Below are 26,061 nucleotides of genomic sequence, written 5' to 3'. Positions count from 1 at the left end.
CCCGGACTATTGACTGGACAGGCGGTCGCCACGCTCGAAGCGCCAGGTGCGGATGATCTCCAGCCGGTCGATGTCGGCCAGGTCGCCGCTGAAGGGGGCGAAGGGCGCCGCCAGCCGGACGATGCGCAGCGCCGCCTGATCGAGTACCGGGCGTCCCGAGGATTCCAGAACCTGGACCTCGTAGAGCGAGCCGTCCTTGTTGATGGCCACCAGCAGACGCAGGCTGCCGTAGAGCCGGTCGCGCTTGGCCTGCTCGGGGTAGTTGAGATTGCCGATGCGTTCGATCTTGCGCCGCCATTCTTCCTTGTAGCGGGCGCCCTTGTCCTTTTGCGTCGAGGCGGCGTTGATCCGCCAGATCTTCGGCCGCTTGGCATATTGCTGGCGCTCCTCGGCGAGTTGGGCTTCCAGGCTGGCGAGTTCGGCGGCCTGGCTGTCGGACTCGGGGCTGGGCGCATCGCGCTGCTCCCGCTCCGGCGTTTCGCGACTGGGTTCGGCCTTGGTGGGGCGCGCGGCGCGGGTGGTCACCGCGGCCTTGGGCGCCTGGGCGCGATCCGCCGCCGGCGGGCGAGCCGGGGGCGCGGCCTGGCGGATCTCGCTGTCGTGGAAGGGCGCCTGCACCGGGGTGCTCGGCGCTGCCGCCTTGTCCAGCGTACCGCTGCCCTGCTGGTTTTCCTGGGCGAGGAAGTCGGCCTGCTTGGGTGCCTCGTCGCTCTTGAAGCTGGCCAGCGTCACCTCCAGGGTGCGACTGATCTGGGTAGGCTCGGGCAGCGAGAAGCCGACGCCGAGAATCAGCACGACGTGCAGCAGGGTCGCGATGAGCAGCGTGAAGCCCAGGCGGTCGGCGGGACGAACCTGGGCGGCGGGGGAGGAGGCGGTGCTGGGCATTGACTGGGTCGGCAAGGGCAGAGGACGCGCGGCAGGGCTGGCGCCAGTCTGCGGATTGTGTCCGCGGTTGTCCATGCCGCCGCGGGCGGCATGGAGGCGCGCCTCAGCCCGCGCGTTGCTGCGCGATCACTTCCATCAGACGCTCGGCGATGCGGGTGTCGTAGGCCGCATCGATCTCGCGGATGCAGGTCGGGCTGGTGACGTTGATCTCGGTCAGGTGCTCGCCGATCACGTCCAGACCGACGAAGAGCAGGCCGCGCCTGCGCAATTCCGGGCCCACCGTCGCGGCGATCTCGCGATCCCGTGCCGACAGCGGCTGGGCGACGCCGCGGCCACCGGCGGCCAGGTTGCCGCGGGTCTCGCCCTGGGCCGGAATGCGCGCCAGGCAATAGTCCACGGGTACGCCGTCGATCATCAGGATGCGCTTGTCACCGTCCTTGATGCCGGGCAGATAGCGCTGGGCGATGATCTGCTGGGTACCGTGGGCGGTCAGGGTCTCGAGGATCACCGAGAGGTTGGGATCGCCTTCGCGGTGACGGAACACCGAGCTGCCGCCCATGCCGTCCAGCGGCTTGAGGATGACGTCGCCGTGGGTGCGGGCGAATTCGCGGATGATGTCGGCGCGACGGCTGACCAGGGTCGGCGGCGCCAGCTCGGGAAACAGGGTGGCGAAGAACTTCTCGTTGCAGTCGCGCAGGCTGGCGGGACGGTTGACCACCAGGGTGCCGCCACGCTCGGCCTGCTCCAGCAGGTAGGTGGCATAGACGAATTCGTTGTCGAAGGGCGGATCCTTGCGCATCAGGATCACGTCCAGCTCGCGCAGGGGCAGGTCGACGTCTTCGCCAAAGGCGAACCACCGCTCCGGATCCTGGAACACGTCCAGCTGCCGGCCACGGCCGCGGGCCTCGCCATCGACCTGGTACAGGTCCTGCATCTCGAAATAGTGCAGGCTCCAGCCGCGCGCCTTGGCCGCCCACAGCATGGCCATGGAGCTGTCCTTCTTATAGGAGATGCGTTCGATGGGATCCATGACGATCCCCAGACGGATGCTCATTGACGCTAGACCTCGGTTCTACGTGGGCGAGGCGTCAGGATAGCCCTTCGATCCCCTTCAGTGCCAATGCTTGCGCGATCGTCGTGGCGGGCGGGCCGGTGGTCCGCCACCAGGGGATCTGCGTGGTACGTCACGGTATTGTGTGCTACAAAGAGGCGCCGCCAAAGTGCCCGGATCGACATCATTCACGTTGCATCGACGATGAGCTGGTAGCTTGAACATGGAACAGTATTCGGAAGGGCTGAAGGTCATGGTGATCGACGACTCGAAGACGATTCGTCGGACCGCCGAGACCCTGCTCAAGAAAGTTGGCTGCGAGGTCATCACTGCCATCGATGGATTCGATGCGCTCGCCAAGATCGCCGATAGTCATCCCCACATCATCTTCGTGGACATCATGATGCCGCGACTGGATGGCTATCAGACCTGCGCGCTGATCAAGAACAACAGCGCCTTCCGCGCGACGCCCGTCATCATGCTCTCCTCCCGTGACGGACTCTTCGACAAGGCCAAGGGCCGCATCGTCGGCTCTGACCAGTACCTCACCAAACCCTTCAGCAAAGAAGAGCTGATCGGTGCGATCAAGACCCACGTCCCCAGTTTCACTCCGCTCGAACAAGCGTCCTGAGTGTCCTGAGGCGGGCGATTCTATCTAGTAGGAAATTTTCATGGCTCGAATTCTGATCGTCGACGACTCTCCCACCGAGATGTACAAGCTCACCGCCATGCTGGAAAAGCATGGTCATCAGGTGCTCAAGGCCGAGAACGGCGCCGACGGCGTCGCCCTGGCCCGCCAGGAGAAGCCGGACGCGGTCCTGATGGATATCGTCATGCCCGGCCTCAACGGCTTCCAGGCGACCCGGCAGCTGACCAAGGATGCCGAGACCAGCCATATTCCGGTGGTTATCGTCACCACCAAGGACCAGGAAACTGACAAGGTCTGGGGCAAGCGCCAGGGCGCCAAGGACTACCTCACCAAGCCCATCGACGAAGACACCCTGCTGCGCACCCTGGCGGGTGTCCTGCAAGGCTGAGGTCTTTCGTCCGTTTCTCGCGGCAGCGCCCCACTGGGCAGGGAATCCTATGAGCGACGCCACCACGCCCTACGAGCTCTTGCGCCTGATCGATCTGCGCTGCCGCGAGCGGGCAGCCGGTCTGCCGGCGCAACAGGAAAACCAGCGCAGCTGGAGTGGCATCGGTTTTCGCCTCGGTGAATTGCGCTTCGTGATTCCCATGGGCGAGGTCAGCGAGATCCTGCCGGAGCCGCGTTTCACCGCCTTGCCCGGCGTCAAGCCATGGCTCAAGGGCGTGGCCAACGTGCGCGGTCGCCTGCTGCCGATCGCCGACCTGGGGCAATTCCTCGGCGTGAAGATCCAGGCCCTGCGCAAACAGCGGCGGATCCTGATCGTCGACCATGGCGACCTCTTCGTCGGATTGGCGGTTGACGAAGTCCTGGGGATGCAGCATTTCGACATCGAGGCCTATCGCGAGCACGCCGACAGCGTGCCGTCGGGCCTGCACTTCTTTCTGGAAGGGGTCTTCCAACGCGACGTGCCCTGGCTGGTCTGCAGCCCGCGCGCCTTGGTCGAGCATCCCGAGTTCATGGACGTCGCGGCCTAGGTCGCCAGACGTCCGGACGCTGCAAGGCGGATCGGGGTCGGGATGGCAGGAGCCGTCGCCGACGGGTGGGGGTAGGGCACCGAGCACCGGCTTCAAGCGAACCGGTCCGGCGTCCGACAAGGATAGAACTAAAGGAACCAAGGTCCAGGCGGGGGCCGCTGATGAACAAACTCAATACCGGGAAACTCAACGCGTGGGTCGCGGGCATGTTCGTGGTGCTGATCGTCGCGATCGTGCTGCTGTTCGCCAACTTCGCGTACCTGGGCACCCAGACCAACTACGACAACCAGTACCAGGGCCAGGCCACCGAGCTGCGCATCCTCTCGCAGCAGCTGGCCAAGAGCGCCAGTGAGGCCGCCACCGGCAAGGCCGAGGCCTTCAAGGACCTGCGTCAGGCCCGTGCCGAGTTCGAGCGCCGCCTGAACATCCTGCGCAGCGGTGACCCGCAGACCGGCCTGCCGCCTTCGCCGGCGATCCTCGGCCCGCGCCTGGATACCCTGGAATCCCAGTGGGATACCCAGCGCAAGCAGGTCGACACCATGCTCGGCAGCGAGCAGACCGTACTGTCCCTGCACCAGCTGTCCGGCGCCTTGGCCGACACCATTCCCCAGTTGCAGGTCGAGAACGAAGAGATCGTCGACATCCTGATCGAGCGCGGCGCGCCCGCCAGTCAGGTGGTGGTGGCCCAGCGTCAGGCGCTGCTCGCCGAGCGGATCCTCGGTGCCATCAACAAGATCCTCACCGGCGACGAAGCCGCCGTGCAGGCCGCCGACAGCTTTGGCCGCGACGCCAGCCTGTTCGGCCGGGTGCTCAAGGCCATGCGCGAAGGCAATGCCTCCATGGGCATCGCCAAGATCACCGACCCCGAGGCGGTGGGCCGACTCAACGAAGCCAACAAGCTGTTCGAATTCGTCTCCGGCAACGTCGACGAGATTCTCGCCACCTCGCCCGAGCTGCTGCAGATCCGTTCCGCCGTGGGCCTGATCTATCGCGGCTCCCAGGCGCTGCTCGGTTCCGCCTCCGACCTCAGTGGCAGCTATGCCTCCCTGGCCCAGAGTCGCAAGATCAACACCGTGGGCAGCTATCTGCTGGTGTTCATCGCCCTCGGCGCGATCCTCTGCATCGGCTATATCCTGGTCCGCGACACCCGCCGCCGCCTGGCCGAGACCGACGAGAAGAACCAGCGCAACCAGACCGCCATTCTGCGCCTGCTGGACGAGATCGCCGACCTGGCCGACGGTGACCTGACCGTGCAGGCCACGGTGACCGAAGACTTCACCGGCGCCATCGCCGACTCCATCAACTACTCCATCGACCAGCTGCGCGAACTGGTGGAAACCATCAACCAGACCGCCGTCCAGGTGGCCGCCGCCGCCCAGGAGTCCCAGGACACCGCCACGGTGCTGGCCGAGGCCTCGGAACACCAGGCCCAGGAAATCGCCGGGGCTTCCGCGGCGATCAACGAGATGGCCGTGTCCATCGACCAGGTATCCACCAACGCCTCCGAATCCACCGCGGTGGCGGAGCGCTCCGTGGCCATCGCCAACAAGGGCAACCAGGTGGTGCACAACACCATCATCGGCATGGACAGCATTCGCGAGCAGATCCAGGACACCGCCAAGCGGATCAAGCGCCTGGGCGAATCGTCCCAGGAGATCGGTGACATCGTCGGCCTGATCAACGACATCGCCGACCAGACCAACATCCTGGCCCTGAACGCCGCCATCCAGGCCTCCATGGCCGGTGACGCCGGCCGCGGCTTCGCCGTGGTCGCCGACGAGGTCCAGCGCCTCGCCGAGCGTTCCTCGGGAGCCACCAAGCAGATCGAGGCCCTGGTCAAGGCGATCCAGACCGACACCAACGAAGCGGTCATCTCCATGGAGCAGACCACCTCGGAAGTGGTGCGCGGGGCCGCCCTGGCCCAGGACGCCGGTGTGGCCCTGGAAGAGATCGAGAAGGTTTCCCAGAGCCTGGCCGGGCTGATCCAGAACATCTCCAACGCCGCGCGCCAGCAGTCCTCGTCCGCCAGCCACATCTCCAGCACCATGAACGTGATTCAGGAGATCACATCGCAGACCTCGACCGGTACCACCGCCACCGCGCGCAGCATCGGCGAGCTGGCCAAGCTGGCCAGCGAGATGCGGCGCTCGGTCTCGGGCTTCAATCTGCCGAACGAGCAGCCGCTGGGCTGAACACAGCGGCCACATCGCGGTGTGGCGAGGGGGAGACGGCGTGGGGGAGTCGAGTTGGGCGTTGCGCCGTGCTCCCGAGCTGCCGGATGCAGACTTCGAGCGTTGGCGACAGCTGCTGGAAACCCGCGCCGGCATGGTGCTGGACGACCGCCAGCGCAGCTTTCTGCAGATCCAGCTGGCCGCGCGCATGCGCGAACTGGCGATCGCGGACTACGACAGCTACTACCAGGTCGTCTGTGCAGGCATCGGCGGGCGCATCGAATGGGTCCGGCTGCTCGATCGACTGACCATCCAGGCCACCCGCTTCTTTCGCCATCCGCCGTCCTTCGCACTGCTGGAAACCTATGTGAACGAGTTCGCCAAGACCGCCGAGGGCGACAGCCTGACCCTCTGGAGCCTGGGGTGTGCCAGTGGCGAGGAAGCCTTTTCGATGGCCATCAGCACCGCCGAAGTGCTCACGCGGCAGGCGCGCCCGCTGACGTTCGCCCTGACCGGTACCGACATCAGCAGCGAAGCCCTGCGCCAGGCGCGGCAGGGTACCTACAGCCTGCAGCGGCTGGCCGGGGTGCCGGCCGCCCTGCGCGAGCGGTATTTTCGTCCCCGCGGCGACGGCAACTTCGACGTTGCCGCCGGGTTGGCGGAGCGACTGTGCTTTGCGCGGCTCAATGTGCTGGAACTGGGCCAGGCCCCCTTGCAGGGGCTCAACGTCATTTTTTGTCAGAACTTGCTGATTTATTTCCGCCGCTGGCTGCGTCGAGACCTGCTCAACCAGCTGGTCCAGCGGCTTGCACCGGGTGGGCTCTTGGTCCTGGGTGTCGGTGAGGTGAGCAATTGGAGCCACCCGCAACTGACACCCGTCGATCATCCCGAAGTCCTGGCGTTCACCCGCCAGCTGGCCCCCCCGGCATGACAGGAGCCGAGATGATCGATCGACACGACTACGTAGCTCTCGAGTGGGTCAAGGGCGAGATCGCCGAAACCTTGCAGCAGGCCCGCAAGGCGCTCGAGGCGTTCGTCGACAATCCGCACGACCGTAGCCGCCTGGGTTTCTGCCGGACCTATGTGCATCAGGTCTACGGCACCTTGCAGATGGTGGAGTTCTACGGCGCCGCGCTGCTCGCCGAGGAGATGGAGCTGCTGTTGCAGGCTCTTCACGAAGAGCGGGTGAACAGCTCCGACGAGGCGCTGGAAGTGCTGATGCAGGCCATCCTGCAGGTACCGCCCTATCTGGATCGGGTCCTCGAGGCCCGTCGCGATCTGCCTCTGGCCATCCTGCCGCTGCTCAACGACCTGCGTTCGGCGCGCGGCGAGAAGCTGCTCTCCGAGACCAGCCTGTTCTCGCCGGATCTCTCCGCCACGCCGCTGTCGCTGAGCGACGCCGAACTGGCCGATCGCGCCGCGCCGGACTGGCTGCCGCGCCTGCGCAAGTTGCGCCAGGCGCTGCAGGGCGCTCAGGTCGGACTGTTCCGCGACCGCGATGTCCAGCTGCACCTGGATTACCTGCTGCGGGTCTTCGAGCGCCTGGACCAGCTCTGCGCCGGTTCGCCCTTCGGCGCGCTCTGGCCGGTGGCGGCAGGCCTCACCGAGTTGCTGCAGGCCGGCGAGCTGGACAACAGCAGTTCGATCCGCGGCCTGTTGCGGCAACTGGATCGCGAACTCAAGCGGCTCATCAGCGATGGGGTGACCACCCTCAACCAGCCGGCACCGGCCGATCTGCTGAAGAATCTGCTGTTCTACCTGGCCAAGGCGCCGGTGCAGAGTCCGCGCATCGCCGCGCTCAAGGCGCACTATCGCCTCGATGAGGCCCTGCCGGATGCCGAGCTGGTGGGCTTCGAGCGCTCGCGCATCGTCGGTCCGGATCGCGAAGCCATGCGCTCGGTGGTGACCGCGCTGTGCGAAGAGCTGGTGCAGATCAAGGACAGCCTGGACCTTTTCGTGCGCAGCGATCGCCAGCAGCCCGCCAGCCTGCGTGGCCTGCTGGCCCCGCTCAAGCAGATCGCCGATACCCTGGCGGTGCTGGGCTTCGGTCAGCCGCGCAAGGTGGTGCTCGAACAGCACGAAGCCGTCGCCGAACTGGCCGAGGGCGTGCGCGAGGCCAGCGACGCCGCCCTGATGGATATTGCCGGGGCGCTGCTCTATGTCGAAGCCACCCTGGCCGGCATGGTCAGCGGCAACGAGGTGGGCGATGCCGAAGAGAGCCGGCTGCCCACCACCGACATCGATCAGTTGCACCGGGTGGTGGTGCGCGAGGCGCGCAATGGCCTGGAGCAATCCAAGGACGCCATCATCGAGTTCATCGCCTCCCAGTGGAACCATGTCCACCTGGAATCGGTGCCCCTGTTGCTGACCCAGGTCCGTGGCGGCCTGGCGATGATCCCGCTGGAACGGGCCGCGGCCCAGGTGCAGGCGGCCAACGACTACATCTGCCAGCAACTGCTGGGCAAGCAGGCCGTGCCGGACTGGCAGAGCCTGGACACCCTGGCCGACGCCATCACCAGCGTCGAGTACTACCTGGAACGCCTGGCGGAAGATCCCTCCACGCCCCACGACATGATCCTCGACATCGCCGACGAGAGTCTCATCGCCCTCGGCTATCCGCCCAGGGCGGCTGGCGACGGCGAGGCGGCGGCAGCGCCCCTGGCCTCCAGCGAGATCGCGCCGGCCCGGGATCTGCCGGAAGACCAGCCCCTGGTTGCGGAGCCGATGGCCGAAGAGGTGCTGGAACTCATCGCCCTGCCGGTCGAGGAGCCTGTAGCGGCTGGCGAAGCTGCCCCCGACGAACTCGAGCCAATCGCAGCGGAAGCGCCGCTGACCGCCGATCTTCTGGACGCAGACGCAGACGCAGACGCAGACGCCGAGGGGGCGGATGACGAGCCGCTTGGCGAGACCGCGCCCGCGCACGAGGAACCCCGGGAGCTGCCGGCCGACAGCGAGGCGGACAGCCTGTCGCTGGCGACCGCCGATGCCGATGCGATCGCCGAGGTCTTGGCCGCGCCGGTCAATCCCATCAATCCTCCGGCGGCGCAGGTGCCGCAAGCGCTGCTGCCACCCGCGGCCGACGCCGAGCCGGTCGAGGACGAACTGCGCGAGGTCTTTATCGAAGAGGCCGGCGAGGTCCAGGCGGAGCTGGAACGCTGGCTGCCGATCTGGGAGGCCGAACCCGAGCAGCGCACCGCGCTGAGTGAATTGCGGCGCAATTTTCACACCCTCAAGGGCAGTGGCCGCATGGTCCAGGCACTGGTCATCGGCGAATTGGCCTGGGCCCTGGAAAATCTCTTCAATCGCCGCCTGGACCACAGCGTCGCCCACAGCGCCGCCCTGCAGACGGTGGTCGAGCAGACCTGCGCCCTGCTGCCGGAGCTGGTCGAGGAGTACGCCGAGAATCGGCAGCGGCAGCGCGACGACGTCGACTGGTTGGCCCACGCCGCTCATGCGTTAGCCCGTAACGAAGCCTTGCCCGAGCGTACCCCACCGGGCAGCACAGCCGCCTCCGCGCCGGCGACGCCCCCCGAAGCGGAGGGGCTTGAGCCTGAGGTTGCGGCACCCGTCGCCGCCGAAGCCGATACCCAGCTGCTGGATATCTTCCGCACCGAGGCCCAGGCGCACCTGGAAACCGTGCGCCGCTTTCTCGAGCAGTCCGAAGCCGGCAGTGCCCAGCCGGTCTCCGACAATCTGCTGCGTGCCCTGCACACCCTCAAGGGCAGTGCCCATATGGCAGGCAGCTCGCCGATGGCCGAACTGGCATCCGCCCTGGAACGGCTGGCCAAGGAATACAAGCTCGCCCATGTCGCCTTCGCCGAATCCGAGTGCGCCTTGCTGGCCCGGGGTGCCGAGTTGCTGGAGCGGCGACTGGGCGAACTCGACGAAGGGGCGCTGGCAACGCCGCTGGCAGGCGCGCCGGAAGTCATCTCGTCCTGCGAAGCGCTGCTGGAGGAGCTGGATCCCCAGTTGCCGCTGCCCGAGGCGCCGCTGCCGGAGCAGCGTGACATCCTGCGGCTGACCGATTTCCTGATGCCGGGAATGGACCTGCTGCTGGAGGCCGATGAGCGCCTGCATGCCTGGCGGACCGGTGGTGACCAGGCGGCCTGCCCGGATCTGCTGGCCGAGCGCCTGAATACCTTTGCCGATGGGGCCGCCCGGGTTGGACTGGCCGATGTCGAGCAACTTGCTGAAGCGCTGCAGGTGGTCTATGCCGCCGCGGCGAGCGGTTCGCTGCCCGCCGACGACGCCTTCTTCCGCGAAACGGCAGAGGCCCAGGAAGCCCTGATCAGCATGCTCAACCAGCTGGCCGGTGGCATGCGGGCCACGCCGAGCGAGGAGCGGATCCAGGGCCTGCGCGGCCTGCTGGCCGGCATTCTCGCCGGGTTGCCCATGGCGGCCACCACCCTGCTGGCCGAGCCCGAACCCGAAGACCTCTTCGATCCGGCAACGGCCACGCCGGTCGCACCCGAGCTGGCGCTGGACGTCGAACTGCCCGCCGAAGCCGAAGCCGAAGCCGAAGCCGAAGCCGAAGCCGAAGCCGAGCCTGATCTGGAGTCGCCGGAGCCGTCGGAAGAGCCGCTGCCGCCGTTGGTGGACAGCGAGCCGGCGGATGCCGTCGCGGTCGAGCCCGAGCCGGTCGATCCGGAGATGCAGCTGATCTTCCTCGAGGAAGCCCAGGACCTGCTGGACAGCGCCGACCGGGCACTGAAGCGTTGGCTGGTGGAGCCGCAGCAGCGCTTCCACCTCGGCACCCTGCAGCGCGATCTGCATACCCTCAAGGGCGGCGCCCATCTCGCCGGGGTGATGCCGGTCGCGCATCTGGCGACGGAGCTGGACGCCATCTATGAAGGCCTGCTCGATGGCCGTCTCGCCGGTGGCGCCGAACTGGCCAACCCCCTGCGTGACGCCCATGGCTGCCTTGCCGCGCAGCTCGAAGAGCTGGCGGCGGGTGACCCGGTGAGTGAGCACGCCGAGCAGGTGGAGCGCCTGCAGCGCATCCGTACCGGTCAGCTCGATGAACGGCCGGGGTCGGACGCCGCCGGGTCTGCCCCGAGTGAGCCCGAGCTCGGCGAAGCTATCGCGGACCAGCCGACGGATGCCGAGTCGCCGCTGTGGGCGCCGCCGCCCCTGGCCGCCGCGCCGGAGGCGGACGAGGGGCCCGACGCCGAGTTGCTGGCCATCTACATCGAAGAGAGTCGCGACCTGCTCGACAGCATGGCGACCTCGCTGCGCGCCTGGGAAGCCGAACCGCACAACAGTCTCGAACTGGAGTCCCTGCTGCGCGACCTGCACACTCTCAAGGGCGGTGCGCGTCTGGCCGAGGTGGATGCCATCGGCGATCTGGCCCATGCACTGGAGGCCTTCTACGAGGGTCTGGCGCGGGGAAGGATCAAGCCCGGTGCCGACCTGGGCAGCCTGCTGCAGCGCTGCCACGACCGCCTGCACGAGCAACTCGAAGTCCTGGCCCAGGGGCAGGCCCCGGCGCCGGCCGCCGACCTGGTCGAGGCCTTGCGTGACTACCGCGGCGAGCCGCTGACGGCCGGCGTGACGGCCGCGCCCGTGGTCGCCGCACCGGTCTTCGACGCCGACACCGACGCGGAAATCCTCGAAATCTTCATGGAGGAAGCCCAGGACCTGCTGGTCAGCATGGACGAGGCCCTCGCGGACTGGCCGGCCGCGCCCGACGTGGCGGTGGACGAGTTGCTGCGCTGCCTACATACCCTCAAGGGGGGTGCGCGCCTGGCCGGTCTGCACGGCCTGGGTGAGCAGGCCCATGAACTGGAACAGCAACTGGCGGAATTGCGCTCGCTCGCCGTGGGGTTGAGCGAGGGCGACCGCGAGCGGGTACGCGCCCTGGCGACCCAGGGGGTCGACGGACTGCAGCTGGCGGTGGCTCAGCTGGCACTGCCGGCCGCCGCCCCGGAGCATACGCCCCCGGTGCCGGTCGAGCCGGCCGAAGCCGAAGCCGCTATCGCGCCTGAGCGGCCAGCGGCCGCGGACCTGGCCGGGGAGAGCGAGACGCCAGGCCCGGACGCCGGGTCCGTCGTCGCGAGCCCGCTCGCCATATCGCCTGAGCAGGACATCGCGGCACCCGTCATGGTGGCGGCCGAGACGCCAGCGACGGTGGTTGCGCCGCTGCCCTTCGTGCAGCGCCTCCAGCAGGTTCGTCAGCAGGCGGCGCAGCGACGTTCCTCCCAGGAACTGGTGCGGGTGCCGGCCGCGTTGCTGGAGCAGCTGGTCAACCTGGCCGGCGAGACCTCGATCTTCCGCGGTCGCGTCGAACAGCAGGTCAGCGACATCGGTACCACCCTCGGCGAGATGGAAGCCACCATCGAGCGGGTCCGCGATCAGCTGCGCCGGCTGGATACCGAGACCCAGGCGCAGATCATCAGTCGCCACCACGAAGACGTGGATCGCGCCGGCTACGAGGATTTCGACCCCCTGGAGCTGGATCGCTATTCCCAGCTGCAGCAGCTGTCCCGGGCGCTGTTCGAATCGGCTTCCGACCTCCTGGATCTGAAGAACACCCTAGGCCAGCGCAATCGCGATGCCGAGACCCTGCTGCTACAGCAGGCGCGGGTCAACACCGAGTTGCAGGAAAGCCTCATGCAGACCCGCATGGTGCCTTTCGAGCGCATGGTGCCGCGGCTGCACCGGGTGGTACGCCAGGTCAGCGCCGAACTGGACAAGCCGATCGAGCTGCGGGTCGGCAACGCCGAAGGCGAGCTGGACCGCACGGTGCTGGAGCGGATCATTCCGCCGCTGGAGCACATGCTGCGCAACGCCATCGACCACGGGGTCGAGGACGCCGCCGGGCGCCAGCGCGCCGGCAAGCCGGCCGAGGGCGTGATCAGCCTGGATCTGCGCCGCGAAGGCGGCGACATCATCCTGACCCTGGCCGATGACGGCCGTGGCATCGACCTGGCCGCGGTGCGCCGCAAGGCCATCGAGCGCGGCCTGATGGCGGAAGACGCGCAACTCACCGATCAGGAGCTGCTGCAATTCATCCTCGAATCCGGCTTCTCCACGGCGCCGACCGTCACCCAGATTTCCGGGCGTGGCGTGGGCATGGACGTGGTGCACCAGGAGGTGAAGCAACTCGGCGGCAACATGGACATCCACAGCGTGGCGGGCGAGGGGACGCGCTTCACCATCCGCCTGCCGTTCACCGTGTCGGTGAACCGCGCGCTGATGGTGCATGCCGGCGATGACCTCTATGCCGTGCCGCTGAACACCATCGAGGGCATCGTGCGGGTGACCGCGGCCGATCTCGAGCGCTATTACCGCCCGGGGGCGACGACCTTCGAATATGGCGGCCAGCACTATGACCTGCGCTACCTGGGGCATCTGCTCAACAACGGCCAGCAGCCCAAGCTGAGCGGCCAGAGTCTGCCGCTGCCGGTGGTGCTGGTGCGTTCCGCCGAATACGCGGTGGCCGTGCAGGTGGATGCGGTGGCCGGCTCGCGGGAGATCGTGGTGAAGAGCCTCGGTCCGCAATTCGCCGGGGTACCGGGTCTGTCCGGTGCCACCCTGCTGGGGGACGGGCGCGTGGTGGTGATTCTCGACCTCCTGGCGATGATCCGCAGCCAGGGCGCCAGCGGCGAAGAGCTCGCCCGCCTGGCGCAGGGCCCGGCCACGGTGGCCGAGGTCACCCGGCCGGCGCTGGTCATGGTGGTGGACGATTCGGTCACGGTGCGCAAGGTCACCAGCCGCCTGCTGGAACGCCACGGCATGGAGGTCTTCACCGCCAAGGACGGGGTGGATGCCATCGCCCAGTTGCAGGAGCGGCAGCCGGACATCCTGCTGCTGGACATCGAGATGCCACGCATGGACGGCTTCGAGGTGGCGACCCTGGTGCGCCATGACGCGCGCCTCAAGGACCTGCCGATCGTGATGATCACCTCCCGGACCGGGGAAAAGCACCGCGAGCGGGCGCTGAGCCTGGGCGTGAACGAATACCTGGGCAAGCCCTACCAGGAAAGCGAACTCCTGGCCCACATCCATCGGTTGGTCAGGCAAGATGACTGAGATGCACACCGCCCGCGTCGCCATCCTGGCCGACAGTCCGCTGCAGCGCCACGTGCTGCAGCAGGTGCTGGCCGACAATGGCTATCACGTCGTCCTCAACAGCGATCCGGAGCGTTTCGACGAAGCGGCCTGGCCCACGGTAGCGACCGACCTGTGGCTGATCGACCTGAGCCAGACGGAGGAGTCGCCACTGGTGGACGCGCTGCTGGAGGGCGCCGAGGTGCCCATCCTGTTCGGTGAAGGCCAGGCCCCCGAGCGTTTCACCGACCCCTTCACGCAATGGGAGAAGCGCCTGATCGGCAAGCTCAAGCGGCTGATCGGCGATCCGGTGGCGGCGGTCGGTCCGGCGCTGGAGACCCTGCTGCAGGACCAGCCGCGACCGCCGCGCCTGACCCTGCCGGAACCCCTGGCCAATCTGCCGCTGCCAGCCGGCGATCCGGCCCCCGAGGTCTGGTTGCTGGCTGCCTCCCTGGGCGGTCCGGCGGCGGTGAAGGCCTTTCTCGACGCCCTGCCGGGTGGTCTGCCGGTCGGCTTCCTCTATGCCCAGCATATCGGCGACGGCTTTGCCGCCAGCCTGCTGCGCGCGGTCGGCCGGCACAGTCAGTGGCATATCCAGGGCGCGCGCCCGGGTGAACCGGTACGCTGCGGCGAGGTGGTGGTGGTGCCGACCCAGCAGGAACTGACCTTTCGCGCCTCAGGTGCCCTGGACATCGTCGAGCGCGCCTGGCCCGAGCCCTATACGCCGTCGATCAGCCAGATGATGCTCAACCTGGCGCAGCACTTCGGCGCGCGCTGCGGGGTCATCGTCTTCAGCGGCATGGGCAACGACGGCACCGCCTCGGCGCCCTATGTGCGGCGTCGCGGTGGCACGCTCTGGACCCAGTCGGCGAGCACCTGCATCGTCCCGAGCATGCCGGAAAGCCTGCGCGAATCGGGTCTCGCGACCCTTACCGCCGATCCCCGCGGCCTGGCCGAAGCCCTGGTGGCGCGCCTGGCCGAGCAGCGAAGCTAAAGGAATTGCCCATGTCGACCGCCGCTCCCGCCGAACACCTGACCGGTCTGCTGCTGACCCTGGCCGATCGTACCCTGCTGCTGCCCAACGCGGCGGTCGCCGAGCTGGTGCCCTGCCGCGAGATCCGGCCGCTGCCGGTGCAGCCGGATTGGTGCCTGGGCCAGGTCGCCTGGCGCGATCTGCGCCTGCCGCTGATCAGTTTCGAGGCGCTGTCCAGCGGCAGTGCCGCGCAATTCGATGGCGATCGCCATGCGCGGGTGGCCATCCTCAACGCCCTGGGCGGGCGTGAGCGGGTGCGCTTCCTGGCCCTGCTGATCCGCAGCATTCCGCGCTCGTTGCGCATCACCCCCGAGCTGGTCGCCGCCGAGGTGCCCCTGGCCGCCCTGGAGCTGGGCGCCGTGGCCTACGAAGGCGGCACGGCGCGCATTCCCGATCTGATCGGCGTGGAAGAACGGCTGGCCGCTGCAGGCGTGTTCTAGCGTGGTGCTTCAGACGTTGACTGCACAATTTTGGCGATGATTTTTCGTCCTGGGCGGCGTTGCCACTCCTCGCCATAGCCCTGCTATGACTCGTCGCGGCGCCTGGCCCAAGCCCAAAAATCGCTCGCCAATTCGTGCACGAACTTCTTGAACACCACCCTAGTCCTTCCGGGTCAGGCGCATCCCGCCGTTTTCATCCAGGCTGACAGCAACTCCGCGGTAGTCCACCAGGGTCGGCAGGCCCAGCTCCAGTGGCTGGCGATGGGTGGCGGTGATGGCTACCGCATCGGCGCCGGCGGCCTTGGCCGCGGCAAAGCCGGCGTGGGCATCCTCGAACACCAGACAGTCGCCGATCGCCACCCCCAGCTTGCGCGCACCCGCCAGGAAGCAGTCCGGCGCGGGCTTGCCCTGGGTGACGTCTTCGGCGCAGATCATCACTGGCGGCAGGGCCATGCCGGCCGCGGCGAGCCGCACTTCCGCCAGCCGGCGCGAGGCCGAGGTGACCAGCGCCCAGCTGCCGGCTGGCAGACTGGCGAGGAAGGCTGCCGCGCCGGGAATCTCCTGGATGTCGGCGACATCGGCGATCTCCAGTTCGGTGATGGCGCGGGTCTCGGCGTCGATGTCCGCACCCGCCGGGGCGAAGCGTTTCACCGTTTCCACCGCCCGCACCCCGTGCATCACGGCGAGGACGTCCGCCGGATCGAGGCCGTGGCCGAGTGCCCAGGTGCTCCAGGCGCGTTCGGCGGATGCCACGCTGGTGAGCAGGGTGCCGTCCATGTCGAACAGGAAGGCGGCGTAGGGGCGAGAAGGCAGGGTCATCCGGGGCTCCAAAACTATCCGTGGGGAAGGGACGGACCGCCGAGGACAGCGGCCCGCGGGGCAGATCAAGGGGTCTGGAAATCACCCCAGAGTTGCTGGGCCACGCTCAGGGCCACCACCGGCGCGGTCTCGGTGCGCAGCACCCGCGGCCCCAGGCGGGCCGGCTGGAAACCGGCGGCGCGGGCGGCCGTGACTTCGGCCTCGCTCAGGCCGCCTTCCGGGCCGATCAGCAGGGCCAGGCGGGTGGGCCGGGCATGGCTTTCCAGGGCGGCGGCCACCGGGTGCAGGACCAGCTTGAGGTCGGCGTCCAGCCCGGCCTGCCAGTCGGCCAGCAGCTGCGGCGGATGGATCAGTGGCACCGTGGAGCGACCGCACTGTTCGCAGGCGCTGATGGCGACCTGGCGCCAGTGCTGCAGGCGCTTGTCGGCGCGCTCGTCCTTGAGGCGCACCTCGCAGCGTTCGCTGACCAGCGGGGTGATCTCGGTCACGCCCAGTTCGGTGGCCTTCTGGATCGCCCAGTCCATGCGCTCGCCGCGGGACAGGCCCTGGCCGAGGTGGATCCGCAGCGGCGAATCGGGTTGGCCGGGCAGTTCCTCGGTCAGGTCGACGCTGAGGGTCTTCTTGCCCACCGCAACGACCTGGCCGAGGTATTCCCGGCCACTGCCGTCGAACAGTTGCACGGCATCCCCCGGCGCCAGGCGCAGCACGCGGCCCAGGTAGTGGGCCTGGGCCTCGGGCAGGTCGAGGTGGCCGAGGGCCAGGGGCAGGTCGAGGTGGCAGCGGGTGAGACGCATGGCGGACTCCAGATCAGCCGGGATCGCGGTGGTTGGGGTGCAGGTCGCTCAGGGCGACGCTGACCGAGGTACGGGTGGCGAGGTCGATGCCTTCGCTCGCCACCTCGGCGAGGAAGTCGATCTGCTCGGGGGTGATGACATAGGGCGGCAGGAAGTAGACCACGTTGCCCAGGGGCCGCAACAGGGCGCCACGGGAGAGGGCGTGCTGATAGACGGCGAGGCCGCGGCGCTCCTGCCAGGGGTAGGGCGTGCGGCGGGCCTTGTCGGCGCTCATCTCGATGGCCAGGGCCATGCCGGTCTGGCGTACCTCGCCGACGTGGGGATGATCGACCAGGTGCGCGGTGGCCTCGGCCATGCGTCGGGCCAGGGGCTTGTTGGCCTCGATGACGTCGTCCTGGGCGAAGATGTCCAGGGTCGCCAGGGCGGCAGCGCAGGCCAGCGGATTGCCGGTGTAGCTGTGCGAGTGCAGGAAGGCGCGCAGCGTGTGGTAGTCGTCGTAGAAGGCCTGGTAGACCGCATCGGTGGTCAGGCAGGCGGCCAGCGGCAGGTAGCCGCCGGTGAGGGCCTTGGACAGGCAGAGGAAATCCGGGCGGATGCCGGCCTGTTCACAGGCGAACATCGTGCCGGTGCGACCGAAGCCCACGGCGATCTCGTCGTGGATCAGGTGCACGCCATAGCGGTCGCAGGCCTCGCGCAGGAGGCGCAGATAGACCGGATGGTACATGCGCATGCCGGTGGCGCCCTGGATCAGCGGCTCGACGATGACCGCGGCGACGCTGGCATGGTGCTCGGCCAGGGTGCGCTCCATGTGCGCGAACATCTGCCGCGAATGCGCTTCCCAGTCCATGCCCTCGGGACGCAGGTAGCAATCGGGACTGGGCACCTTGAGGGTGTCCAGCAAGAGGCCCTGGTAGGTCTCGGTGAACAGCGCCACGTCACCCACCGACATGGCCGCCACCGTCTCGCCGTGGTAGCTGTTGGTCAGGGTGACGAAGCGGCGCTTTTCCGGCTGGCCCACGTTGCGCCAGTAGTGGTAGCTCATCTTCAGGGCCACCTCGATGCACGAGGAGCCGTTGTCGGCATAGAACACCCGGTCGAGGCCGGCCGGGGTCAGGGCGACCAGGCGCTCGGACAACTCGATCACCGGCTGGTGGCTGAAGCCGGCGAGGATGACGTGCTCCAGCTGGTCGACCTGGGCCTTGATGCGGTCGTTGATGCGCGGATTGGCGTGGCCGAAGACATTGACCCACCAGGAACTGACGGCATCCAGGTAGCGCTTGCCGTCGAAGTCCTCCAGCCAGACGCCTTCGCCGCGGCGGATCGGGATCACCGGCAGCTGCTCGTGATCCTTCATCTGGGTGCAGGGGTGCCAGAGCACCTCCAGGTCACGGCGCATCCAGTCGTGATTGGTCATTGGCGTCTCCTGGCGGCGGGCCCGGCGATAAAAAGGGGGCGCAAGCCTAAGCCAGGGCGCGCGACGGGAGCAAGGCGCGGGCCGATTGCCGGTCATGGCGCCGTCTGGTTGCCCCGGGGCCGCTGGCGTATGCTGCGCCACCGCCGTTTCCCGGTCCCAGGAGTCTAGAAAAGATGTCGTCGCGTTGGACAGGTTTTACCGTCTGCTTGGCAGCCGGCGTATTCGCTACCAGCCTGAGCGCAGGCGCTGCCGAGAAGGCCCATAAGGAGACGCACAAGGCGCCGGAAAAGGCTGCCGCGGCGCCCGTCGCGCCCAGTGGTCCCTCGGTGATCGTGGTCGGTGCCGGCATGGCCGGCCTGGCCTCGGCCTATGAACTGCAGCAGGCCGGCTGGAACGTGACCCTGCTGGAGGCCGGCGCGCGCGTCGGGGGTCGTTCCGGTCTCGCCTCCAGCGAATGGATCGGCGACACCAAGGCCCAGCCGGTGCTCAACCACTACCTGGACACCTTCAAGCTCAAGACCGTGGACGCGCCGTCCTTCGTGCGCACCCCGGGCTATCTGATCGAAGGCCAGTACTATTCCCAGGAAGACCTGGCGCAGAAGATGCCGGCCGTGGCCGATGCCCTCAAGCGCGTCGACAAGTCCCTGGACGACCTGGCCGCCGCCATCAGCGATCCGCTGCAGCCGACCGCCACCCCGACCCTGCACGCCCTCGACCAGATCAACGCCGCCAACTGGCTGGACAAGCAGAACCTGCCGCCGGTGGCCCGCCAGCTGATCAACCAGCGCATCCGCGTCCGCTACGACGAGCCCTCGCGGCTGTCGCTGCTCTATCTGGCCCAGCAGACTCGCGTCTATCGCGGCGTCGAGGACAAGGACCTGCGCGCCTCCCGTCTGCCCGGTGGCAGCGACGTCCTGGCCCAGGCCTTCGTCAAGCAGATCAAGACGATCAAGACTGACAACAAGGTCTCCAGCATCGTCCAGGACAAGGATGGTGTCGTGGTCAAGGCCGGTGCCACCGGCTACAAGGCCGACTACGTGGTGATGGCGGTGCCGCTGCGCGCCCTCGGCCAGGTGCAGATGACCCCGGCGCTGGATGCTACTCAGCAGGCGGCGATCAAGGGCACCACCTATGGCTGGCGCGACCAGATCCTGCTCAAGTTCAAGACCCCGGTGTGGGACAGCAAGTCGCGCATGAGTGGCGAAATCTACAGCGACCAGGGCCTGGGCATGCTGTGGGTGGAGCCGGACGTCAAGGGCGGCGCCAATGTGCTGGTCAACCTGGCTGGTGACAGCGCGCGTCTGGTGCAGGCCTTTGGCGACAAGCAGATGGTCGACCAGGTGCTGATCCGCTTCCACGCCTTCTATCCCAAGGCGCGCGGGGCCTTCTCCGGCTACGAGGTCCGCCGCTACAGCCGCGATCCGGGCGTGGGCGGTGCCTATCTGGCCTATGGTCCGGGCCAGATCACCCGCTACTGGCGGCTGTGGGAAAAGCCCGCCGGCCGGGTGATCTTCGCCGGCGAGCACACCGATCCGCTGCATCCGGGCACCCTGGAAGGCGCCCTGGCCAGCGGTCAGCGCGCTGCCGGTCAGGTCCGCGACCTCAAGGCCGGCAAGGCCGTGGTGCCGGTCGTGGCCAGTGCCAAGACCGCTGCCCAGCCGACCTCCGCGCCCAAGGCTGCCGCAGCTGCGCCGGCCAAGGACAGTGGCGAGCACGGCTTCTTCTGGAAGCTGTTCCACTGGTCGTTCTGATCCCGGCCTAGGCTCGGGCGCTGCCATCGCGCAGCGTCTGGGCCGGAGCGGACGGGGCCTTCGCGTGCCGTCCGATCCATCGATTCCTTCGATATTGATTCGATACTTTTTTCGCTTTCCATCGATACGTTTGCGGCTAGGCTTAGGCAAAGCTTTTTCAGGAGATAAAAGCGATGCACTGGCGCAACGATGGCCTTCGCTACGGTCTGGTAAGTCTGGTTCTGCATTGGGTCATGGCCCTGGCGATCGTCGCCATGTTCGCCTCCGGCCTGTGGATGCGCACCCTGGACTACTACGACACCTGGTACCACACCGCCCCCGAACTGCATAAGAGCGCCGGCATCCTCTTGCTGATCGCCCTGGTGCTGCGCCTGCTCTGGCGCCTGGTCAGTCCGCCGCCGCCGGTGGAGGGCAGCCCCCTGGTACGCCGCGCCGCGGGTGCCGGGCACTTCCTGCTCTATGGGCTGATGCTCACCGTGATGGTGGCTGGCTACCTGATCTCCACCGCCGATGGCGTGGCCATCGATGTGTTCGGCTGGTTCAACGTCCCGGCGATCCTGAGCGGCCTGCCGGATCAGGCCGATACCGCCGGCAAGATCCACCTCTGGTTCGCCTGGACGCTGATCGTCCTGGCCGGTCTGCACATCCTGGCCGCACTCAAGCACCATTTCGTCGACCGCGACGGCACCCTGGTCCGCATGCTCGGCCGGGTCCATACCCCTTCCTGATGTTCGCTTCCCACCACCACCTGGAGCTCCATCCAATGCTGAAGAAAACCGTTGCCGCCCTGGCCCTGGGTACCGCTCTGCTGGGCGCCGGCCAGGCCATGGCCGCCGACTACAAGATCGACAAGCAGGGCCAGCACGCCTTCATCCAGTTCCGTATCCAGCACCTGGGCTACAGCTGGCTGTACGGCACCTTCAAGGACTTCGATGGCAACTTCAGCTTCGATGCCAAGGATCCGTCCGCCGACAAGGTCAAGGTGACCATCAACACCGACAGCGTCGACACCAACCACGCCGAGCGTGACAAGCACCTGCGCAGCGCCGACTTCCTCAACGTCGCCGCCCACCCCCAGGCCAGCTTCGAATCCACCAAGGTCACCGCCACCGGCGACGGCACCGCCGACGTCACCGGCAACCTGACCCTGAACGGCGTGACCAAGCCGGTCACCATCAAGGCCCACTTCATGGGCGAGGGCAAGGACCCGTGGGGTGGCTACCGCGCCGGCTTCGAGGGCACCACCACCCTCAAGCTCAAGGATTTCAACATCCAGAAGGACCTCGGCCCGAAATCCCAGGAAGTGGAATTCATGCTGTCCTTCGAAGGCGTGCGCCAGTAACGGGACGCCCTCGGGTTGTAACCAAAGATGCCGGATTCGTCCGGCATTTTTATGCCTGGTCGTTTTTGCCGACGAGGCGGGCGACACCGGGATTCCCCGGCAGAACTCGGCTCGCACCTCATGGTCTGCTACCGAGGTCGGTCGCACGGGCCTGACTTTTGTCGGAATAGCCGTTTTCACGAGGCGTCGGAGCATCCGGCGATACCCGAGCATGGCGCTTGGGTTATTTACAAACAGTCGTGAACGTAAGTATATTCGTCTGATAATAATTCCTATGCTCGAGCCGGTGCGGATCCACAAGGCGCGCTGCGCATGCTCATTTCCCCGCTTTCAAGGACTTTTGATATGCAGATCAAGCCGGCGCATGCCTTTTTCGCTCCCGCCCTGCTGGCCGTGGCCCTGGCCCTGGGTGCCTGCGGCAAGCAGGACAACAAGGACCAGCAGCAACAGCAGCAGAAGCCCGCAGAGGTCGGGGTGGTGACGATGCATCCTCGTACCGTGACCCTGACCGATGAGCTTCCCGGGCGCACCGCCGCCTTCCGCATCGCCGAGGTGCGGCCGCAGGTGAGCGGCATCCTGCTCAAGCGCTATTTCACCGAAGGCGCCGACGTGAAGGCCGGCACCCAGCTCTATCAGATCGATCCGCGCACCTACGAGGCCAACGTCAATTCGGCCAAGGCCTCCCTGGCCCAGGCCCAGGCGACCCTGGCTTCCAACCGGCTCAAGGCCCAGCGCTATGGCGCCCTGGTCAAGGAGCAGGCGATCAGCAAGCAGGAAGCCGACGATGCGCTGTCCATGCAGCGGCAGAACGAAGCCCAGGTGGAGTCGGCCAGGGCCGCCCTGCGCAATGCCGAGATCAACCTGGCCTACACCAAGGTCGCCGCGCCCATCTCCGGGCGCATCGGACGCTCGATGATGACCGAAGGCGCCCTGGTCACTGCCGACCAGACCTCCGCCCTGACCAGCATCACCCAGCTCGATCCCATCTATGTCGACGTGACCCAGTCCGCCACCGATCTGCTGCGCCTGCGCCGCGAGCTGGACAGCGGTCAGCTGCAGAAGGTGCAGGGCGAGAATGCCGCCGAGGTCAAGCTGATGCTGGAAGACGGCAGTGCCTATAGCCGTCCCGGCAAGCTCAAGTTCGCCGAGGTGTCGGTGGACCAGGGCACCGGCTCGGTGACCATCCGCGCCGAATTCCCCAACCCCGACAAGCTGCTGCTGCCCGGCATGTTCGTCCGTGCCGAGCTGCAGTCCGGGGTGCGCCAGAATGCCTTGCTGGTACCGCAACAGGGCGTGACCCGCGATCTCAAGGGCCAGCCCACCGCCATGGTGGTCAACGGCGAAGGCAAGGTCGAGCAGCGGATCCTCAAGACCGAGCGAACCGTGGGCTCCGACTGGCTGGTTACCGACGGCCTCAAGGCCGGTGACAAGGTCATCACCGAAGGCCTGCAGAAGATCAAGCCGGGTGCCACCGTCACCGCCAAGCCGGCGAGCAACATCGCCTCCGCCGAGCAGAAGCCGGCGGGTCAGGGTCAGTAAGGGGAGCGCCTGATGTCCAAGTTCTTCATTGACCGGCCCATCTTCGCCTGGGTAATCGCCCTGGTGATCATGCTCGCCGGCATCCTGTCGATCCTCAATCTGCCGATCAACCAGTACCCGAACATCGCCGCACCGGCGGTCTCGATCCAGGTGAGCTACCCGGGCGCCTCGGCGCAGACGGTGCAGGACACCGTGGTCCAGGTCATCGAACAGCAGATGAACGGGATCGACAACCTCAGGTACATCTCCTCGGAGTCCAACTCCGATGGCAGCATGACCATCATCGTGACCTTCAACCAGGGTACCAACCCGGACATCGCCCAGGTCCAGGTGCAGAACAAGCTGCAGCTGGCGACGCCGCTGCTGCCGCAGGAAGTCCAGCAGCAGGGCATGCGCGTCGCCAAGTACCAGCGCAACTTCATGATGGTGGTGGGCCTGGTGTCCATGGACGGCTCCCTGACCAAGGAAGACCTGTCCAACTACATCGTCTCCAACATGCGCGATCCCATCGCGCGGACCACCGGTGTCGGCGACTTCCAGGTGTTTGGCGCCCAGTACGCCATGCGCATCTGGCTGGATCCGCAGAAGCTGGTGAAGTACCAGCTCACGCCGGTCGACGTCAGCAGCGCCATCCAGAGCCAGAACGTGCAGATCGCCTCCGGTCAGCTCGGCGGCCTGCCGGCGGTGCCAGGGCAGCAGCTCAACGCCACCATCATCGGCAAGACCCGCCTGACCAGCGTCGAGGAGTTCGGCAAGATCTTCCTCAAGGTCGATCAGAGCGGTGCCCAGGTACGCCTGCGCGATGTGGCGCGGGTCGAACTGGGAGGCGAGAACTACTCCATCGATGCCCAGTTCGACGGCAAGCCGGCCTCCGGCATGGCCCTGCGTCTGGCCACCGGGGCCAATGCCCTGGACACCGCCAAGGCGGTCCGCGCCACCATCGAACGCCTCAAGCCGTTCATGCCGCCGGGCATGGAAGTGGTCTATCCCTATGACACCACCCCGGTGGTGACCGCCTCGATCCACGAGGTGGTCAAGACCCTGGGCGAGGCGATCCTGCTGGTGTTCCTGGTGATGTTCCTGTTCCTGCAGAACTTCCGGGCCACCCTGATCCCCACCATCGCCGTACCCGTGGTGCTCCTGGGCACCTTCGCGGTGCTGCTGGCCGCCGGTTTCACCATCAACATCCTGACCATGTTCGGCATGGTGCTCGCCATCGGCCTGCTGGTGGACGATGCCATCGTAGTGGTGGAAAACGTCGAGCGGGTGATGGCCGAGGAGGGGCTCTCGCCCAAGGAGGCGACCCGCAAGTCCATGGGTCAGATCCAGGGCGCCCTGGTCGGTATCGCCCTAGTGCTGTCGGCGGTGTTCGTGCCCATGGCCTTCTTCGGTGGCTCCACCGGGGTGATCTATCGCCAGTTCTCCATCACCATCGTTTCCTCGATGGTGTTGTCGGTGCTGGTGGCCCTGATCCTGACCCCGGCGCTGTGCGCCACCCTACTCAAGCCGGTCAAGCAGGGCCATCACGAGAAGCGTGGCTTCTTCGGCTGGTTCAACCGCACCTTCGAAAGCGGTCAGCATCGCTACGAGCGCAGCGTGGCCACGGTGATCCGGCACAAGGTGCCCTTCCTGCTGCTCTATGTGCTGATCGTCGGCGTCATGGTGTTCCTCTTCACCCGCATCCAGTCGTCCTTCCTGCCGGAAGAAGACCAGGGCGTGATCTTCGCCCAGGTCACCACGCCGCCGGGCTCCAGTGCCGAGCGGACGCAGAAGGTGCTCGACACCATGCGCGAGATGATGATGAAGAACGATTCGAGCGCGGTCAGCTCGATGTTCACCGTCAACGGCTTCAACTTCGCCGGTCGCGGCCAGAGCTCGGGTCTGGCGTTCATCCAGCTCAAGCCCTGGGAACAGCGCCCGGACGCCAAGGACGGCGCCAGCGCCGTGGCCGGTCGGGCCATGGGCTACCTGTCGGGCATCAAGGACGCCATCGTCTATGCCATCGTCCCGCCGGCGGTACTGGAGCTGGGTAACGCCACCGGCTTCGACTTCTACCTGCAGGACCAGGGCGGCATCGGCCACGAGGCGCTCATGGCCGCGCGCAACCAGCTGCTCGGCATGGCCGCGCAGAATTCCAAGCTGATGCAGACCCGTCCGAACGGCCTCAACGACGAGCCGCAGTTCAAGCTCATCGTCGACGACGAAAAGGTGCGCGCCCTGGGCCTGTCGCAGAGCGACGTGAACCAGACCCTGTCCATCGGCTGGGCGTCCAGCTACGTCAACGACTTCATCGATCGCGGTCGGGTGAAGAAGGTGTACCTGCAGGGCGAAGCCAGCGCGCGAATGAATCCCGAGGATTTCAACAAGTGGTACGTGCGCAACAGCGCTGGCGAGATGGTGCCGGTGTCGGCCTTCGCCCGCGGCGAGTGGATCTACGGCTCGCCCAAGCTGGAGCGCTACAACGGCATCTCCTCGTTGGAGATCCTCGGTTCCGCAGCGCCCGGCTACAGCACCGGTGACGCCATGGCCGAGATCGAGCGCATGGCCAAGGACCTGCCGCAGGGCGTGGGTATCGCCTGGACCGGTCTGTCCTACGAGGAACGGCTGTCGGGCTCCCAGGCGCCGGCGCTCTATGCGCTGTCGCTGCTGGTGGTGTTCCTCTGTCTGGCGGCGCTGTACGAGAGCTGGTCGATCCCGATCGCGGTCATCCTGGTGGTGCCGCTGGGGGTGGTGGGGGCCCTGCTGGCCACCTACTTCCGTGGTCTGGCCAACGACGTCTTCTTCCAGGTCGGTCTGTTGACGACCATCGGCCTGGCAGCGAAGAACGCCATCCTGATCGTGGAATTCGCCAAGGAGCTGCACGAAGGCGGCAAGAACATCGTCGATGCGGCGGTGGAAGCCTCGCGCATGCGCCTGCGCCCCATCATCATGACCTCCATGGCCTTCATCCTGGGCGTGGTGCCCCTGGCGATCTCCTCGGGCGCCAGCTCCGGCAGCCAGCACGCCGTGGGTACCGGCGTGATCGGCGGCATGCTCACCGCCACGATCCTGGCGATCTTCTGGATTCCCATGTTCTACGTGGTGGTCAGCAGCCTGTTCAAGGACAAGGCCACCAAGGACCAGGAAGCCCATGGCAAGGAAGGACACTGA

Annotated in this window: 18 protein-coding genes; 13 read left to right on the top strand and 5 right to left on the bottom strand. The window is 67.1% G+C overall.

Going from position 1 to position 26,061, the window contains the following annotated elements; translation table 11 throughout:
• Positions 1 to 6 precede the first annotated feature (6 nt).
• Positions 7 to 885 carry an energy transducer TonB gene (locus PVZ77_RS04635; protein WP_183633636.1) on the bottom strand — a complete coding sequence of 293 codons (879 nt, stop codon included), beginning with the start codon at positions 883 to 885 and terminating at the stop codon, positions 7 to 9.
• Positions 886 to 988: 103 nt separating this feature from the next.
• A complete protein-coding gene (gshB, locus tag PVZ77_RS04630) occupies positions 989 to 1,939 on the bottom strand; it encodes a glutathione synthase (protein ID WP_273810116.1) in 951 nt (316 codons plus the stop codon).
• A 220-nt stretch (positions 1,940 to 2,159) separates the two neighbouring features.
• Here gshB and pilG point away from each other — a divergent pair, with 220 nt between their 5' ends.
• The 8 genes from pilG to PVZ77_RS04590 all read left to right on the top strand — a co-directional run bounded on the left by pilG (position 2,160) and on the right by PVZ77_RS04590 (position 15,252).
• On the top strand, positions 2,160 to 2,567 hold the full coding sequence (gene pilG, locus PVZ77_RS04625) for a twitching motility response regulator PilG (RefSeq protein WP_007161679.1): 408 nt from the start codon (positions 2,160 to 2,162) through the stop codon (positions 2,565 to 2,567).
• A gap of 40 nt (positions 2,568 to 2,607) precedes the next feature.
• Complete coding sequence (pilH, locus tag PVZ77_RS04620; RefSeq protein WP_007161680.1) at positions 2,608 to 2,973, top strand: twitching motility response regulator PilH; 366 nt, start codon at positions 2,608 to 2,610, stop codon at positions 2,971 to 2,973.
• A gap of 49 nt (positions 2,974 to 3,022) precedes the next feature.
• On the top strand, positions 3,023 to 3,559 hold the full coding sequence (locus PVZ77_RS04615; RefSeq protein ID WP_133861446.1) for a chemotaxis protein CheW: 537 nt from the start codon (positions 3,023 to 3,025) through the stop codon (positions 3,557 to 3,559).
• 161 nt (positions 3,560 to 3,720) lie between these two features.
• Entirely contained in the window at positions 3,721 to 5,751 is a 2,031-nt protein-coding gene (locus PVZ77_RS04610; RefSeq protein WP_273810108.1) for a methyl-accepting chemotaxis protein, read from the top strand.
• A 61-nt stretch (positions 5,752 to 5,812) separates the two neighbouring features.
• Entirely contained in the window at positions 5,813 to 6,661 is an 849-nt protein-coding gene (locus tag PVZ77_RS04605) for a CheR family methyltransferase (RefSeq protein WP_273810107.1), read from the top strand.
• An 11-nt stretch (positions 6,662 to 6,672) separates the two neighbouring features.
• The gene (locus PVZ77_RS04600; protein ID WP_273810106.1) at positions 6,673 to 13,761 is read left to right on the top strand and encodes a hybrid sensor histidine kinase/response regulator; all 7,089 of its coding nucleotides are present in this window, start codon (positions 6,673 to 6,675) and stop codon (positions 13,759 to 13,761) included.
• Positions 13,754 to 14,773 carry a chemotaxis protein CheB gene (locus tag PVZ77_RS04595; protein ID WP_273810104.1) on the top strand — a complete coding sequence of 340 codons (1,020 nt, stop codon included), beginning with the start codon at positions 13,754 to 13,756 and terminating at the stop codon, positions 14,771 to 14,773. The genes PVZ77_RS04600 and PVZ77_RS04595 overlap by 8 nt, the downstream gene beginning before the upstream one ends.
• Before the next feature lie 11 nt (positions 14,774 to 14,784).
• Positions 14,785 to 15,252 (top strand): chemotaxis protein CheW, encoded by a 468-nt coding sequence (locus PVZ77_RS04590; RefSeq protein ID WP_007161686.1) that lies wholly within the window; start codon positions 14,785 to 14,787, stop codon positions 15,250 to 15,252.
• Positions 15,253 to 15,411: 159 nt separating this feature from the next.
• Here PVZ77_RS04590 and PVZ77_RS04585 read toward each other — a convergent pair whose 3' ends face one another.
• The 3 genes from PVZ77_RS04585 to PVZ77_RS04575 form a co-directional block, all read right to left on the bottom strand.
• Positions 15,412 to 16,071, bottom strand: coding sequence for an HAD-IA family hydrolase (locus tag PVZ77_RS04585; protein ID WP_273810103.1), 660 nt, complete (start codon positions 16,069 to 16,071; stop codon positions 15,412 to 15,414).
• A gap of 65 nt (positions 16,072 to 16,136) precedes the next feature.
• Positions 16,137 to 16,865, bottom strand: a complete 729-nt coding sequence (locus PVZ77_RS04580; RefSeq protein ID WP_273810101.1) for a 16S rRNA (uracil(1498)-N(3))-methyltransferase — start codon at positions 16,863 to 16,865, stop codon at positions 16,137 to 16,139.
• A gap of 13 nt (positions 16,866 to 16,878) precedes the next feature.
• Positions 16,879 to 18,279, bottom strand: coding sequence for an adenosylmethionine--8-amino-7-oxononanoate transaminase (locus tag PVZ77_RS04575; protein ID WP_273810100.1), 1,401 nt, complete (start codon positions 18,277 to 18,279; stop codon positions 16,879 to 16,881).
• A 173-nt stretch (positions 18,280 to 18,452) separates the two neighbouring features.
• Here PVZ77_RS04575 and PVZ77_RS04570 point away from each other — a divergent pair, with 173 nt between their 5' ends.
• From PVZ77_RS04570 to PVZ77_RS04550, 5 genes are all read left to right on the top strand, one after another.
• A complete protein-coding gene (locus PVZ77_RS04570; protein ID WP_273810099.1) occupies positions 18,453 to 20,030 on the top strand; it encodes a flavin monoamine oxidase family protein in 1,578 nt (525 codons plus the stop codon).
• 173 nt (positions 20,031 to 20,203) lie between these two features.
• On the top strand, positions 20,204 to 20,758 hold the full coding sequence (locus PVZ77_RS04565) for a cytochrome b (protein WP_273810098.1): 555 nt from the start codon (positions 20,204 to 20,206) through the stop codon (positions 20,756 to 20,758).
• Between the two features lie 35 nt (positions 20,759 to 20,793).
• On the top strand, positions 20,794 to 21,372 hold the full coding sequence (locus PVZ77_RS04560) for a YceI family protein (RefSeq protein ID WP_208693888.1): 579 nt from the start codon (positions 20,794 to 20,796) through the stop codon (positions 21,370 to 21,372).
• A 345-nt stretch (positions 21,373 to 21,717) separates the two neighbouring features.
• The gene (locus PVZ77_RS04555) at positions 21,718 to 22,911 is read left to right on the top strand and encodes an efflux RND transporter periplasmic adaptor subunit (protein WP_273810097.1); all 1,194 of its coding nucleotides are present in this window, start codon (positions 21,718 to 21,720) and stop codon (positions 22,909 to 22,911) included.
• Between the two features lie 12 nt (positions 22,912 to 22,923).
• Positions 22,924 to 26,061 carry an efflux RND transporter permease subunit gene (locus tag PVZ77_RS04550; protein ID WP_273810095.1) on the top strand — a complete coding sequence of 1,046 codons (3,138 nt, stop codon included), beginning with the start codon at positions 22,924 to 22,926 and terminating at the stop codon, positions 26,059 to 26,061.

The organism is Pseudomonas sp. SHLD1 (assembly GCF_028640935.1).
GTDB lineage: Bacteria > Pseudomonadota > Gammaproteobacteria > Pseudomonadales > Pseudomonadaceae > Chryseomonas > Chryseomonas aestiva.
This window is presented reverse-complemented; position numbering and strand designations above follow the sequence as displayed.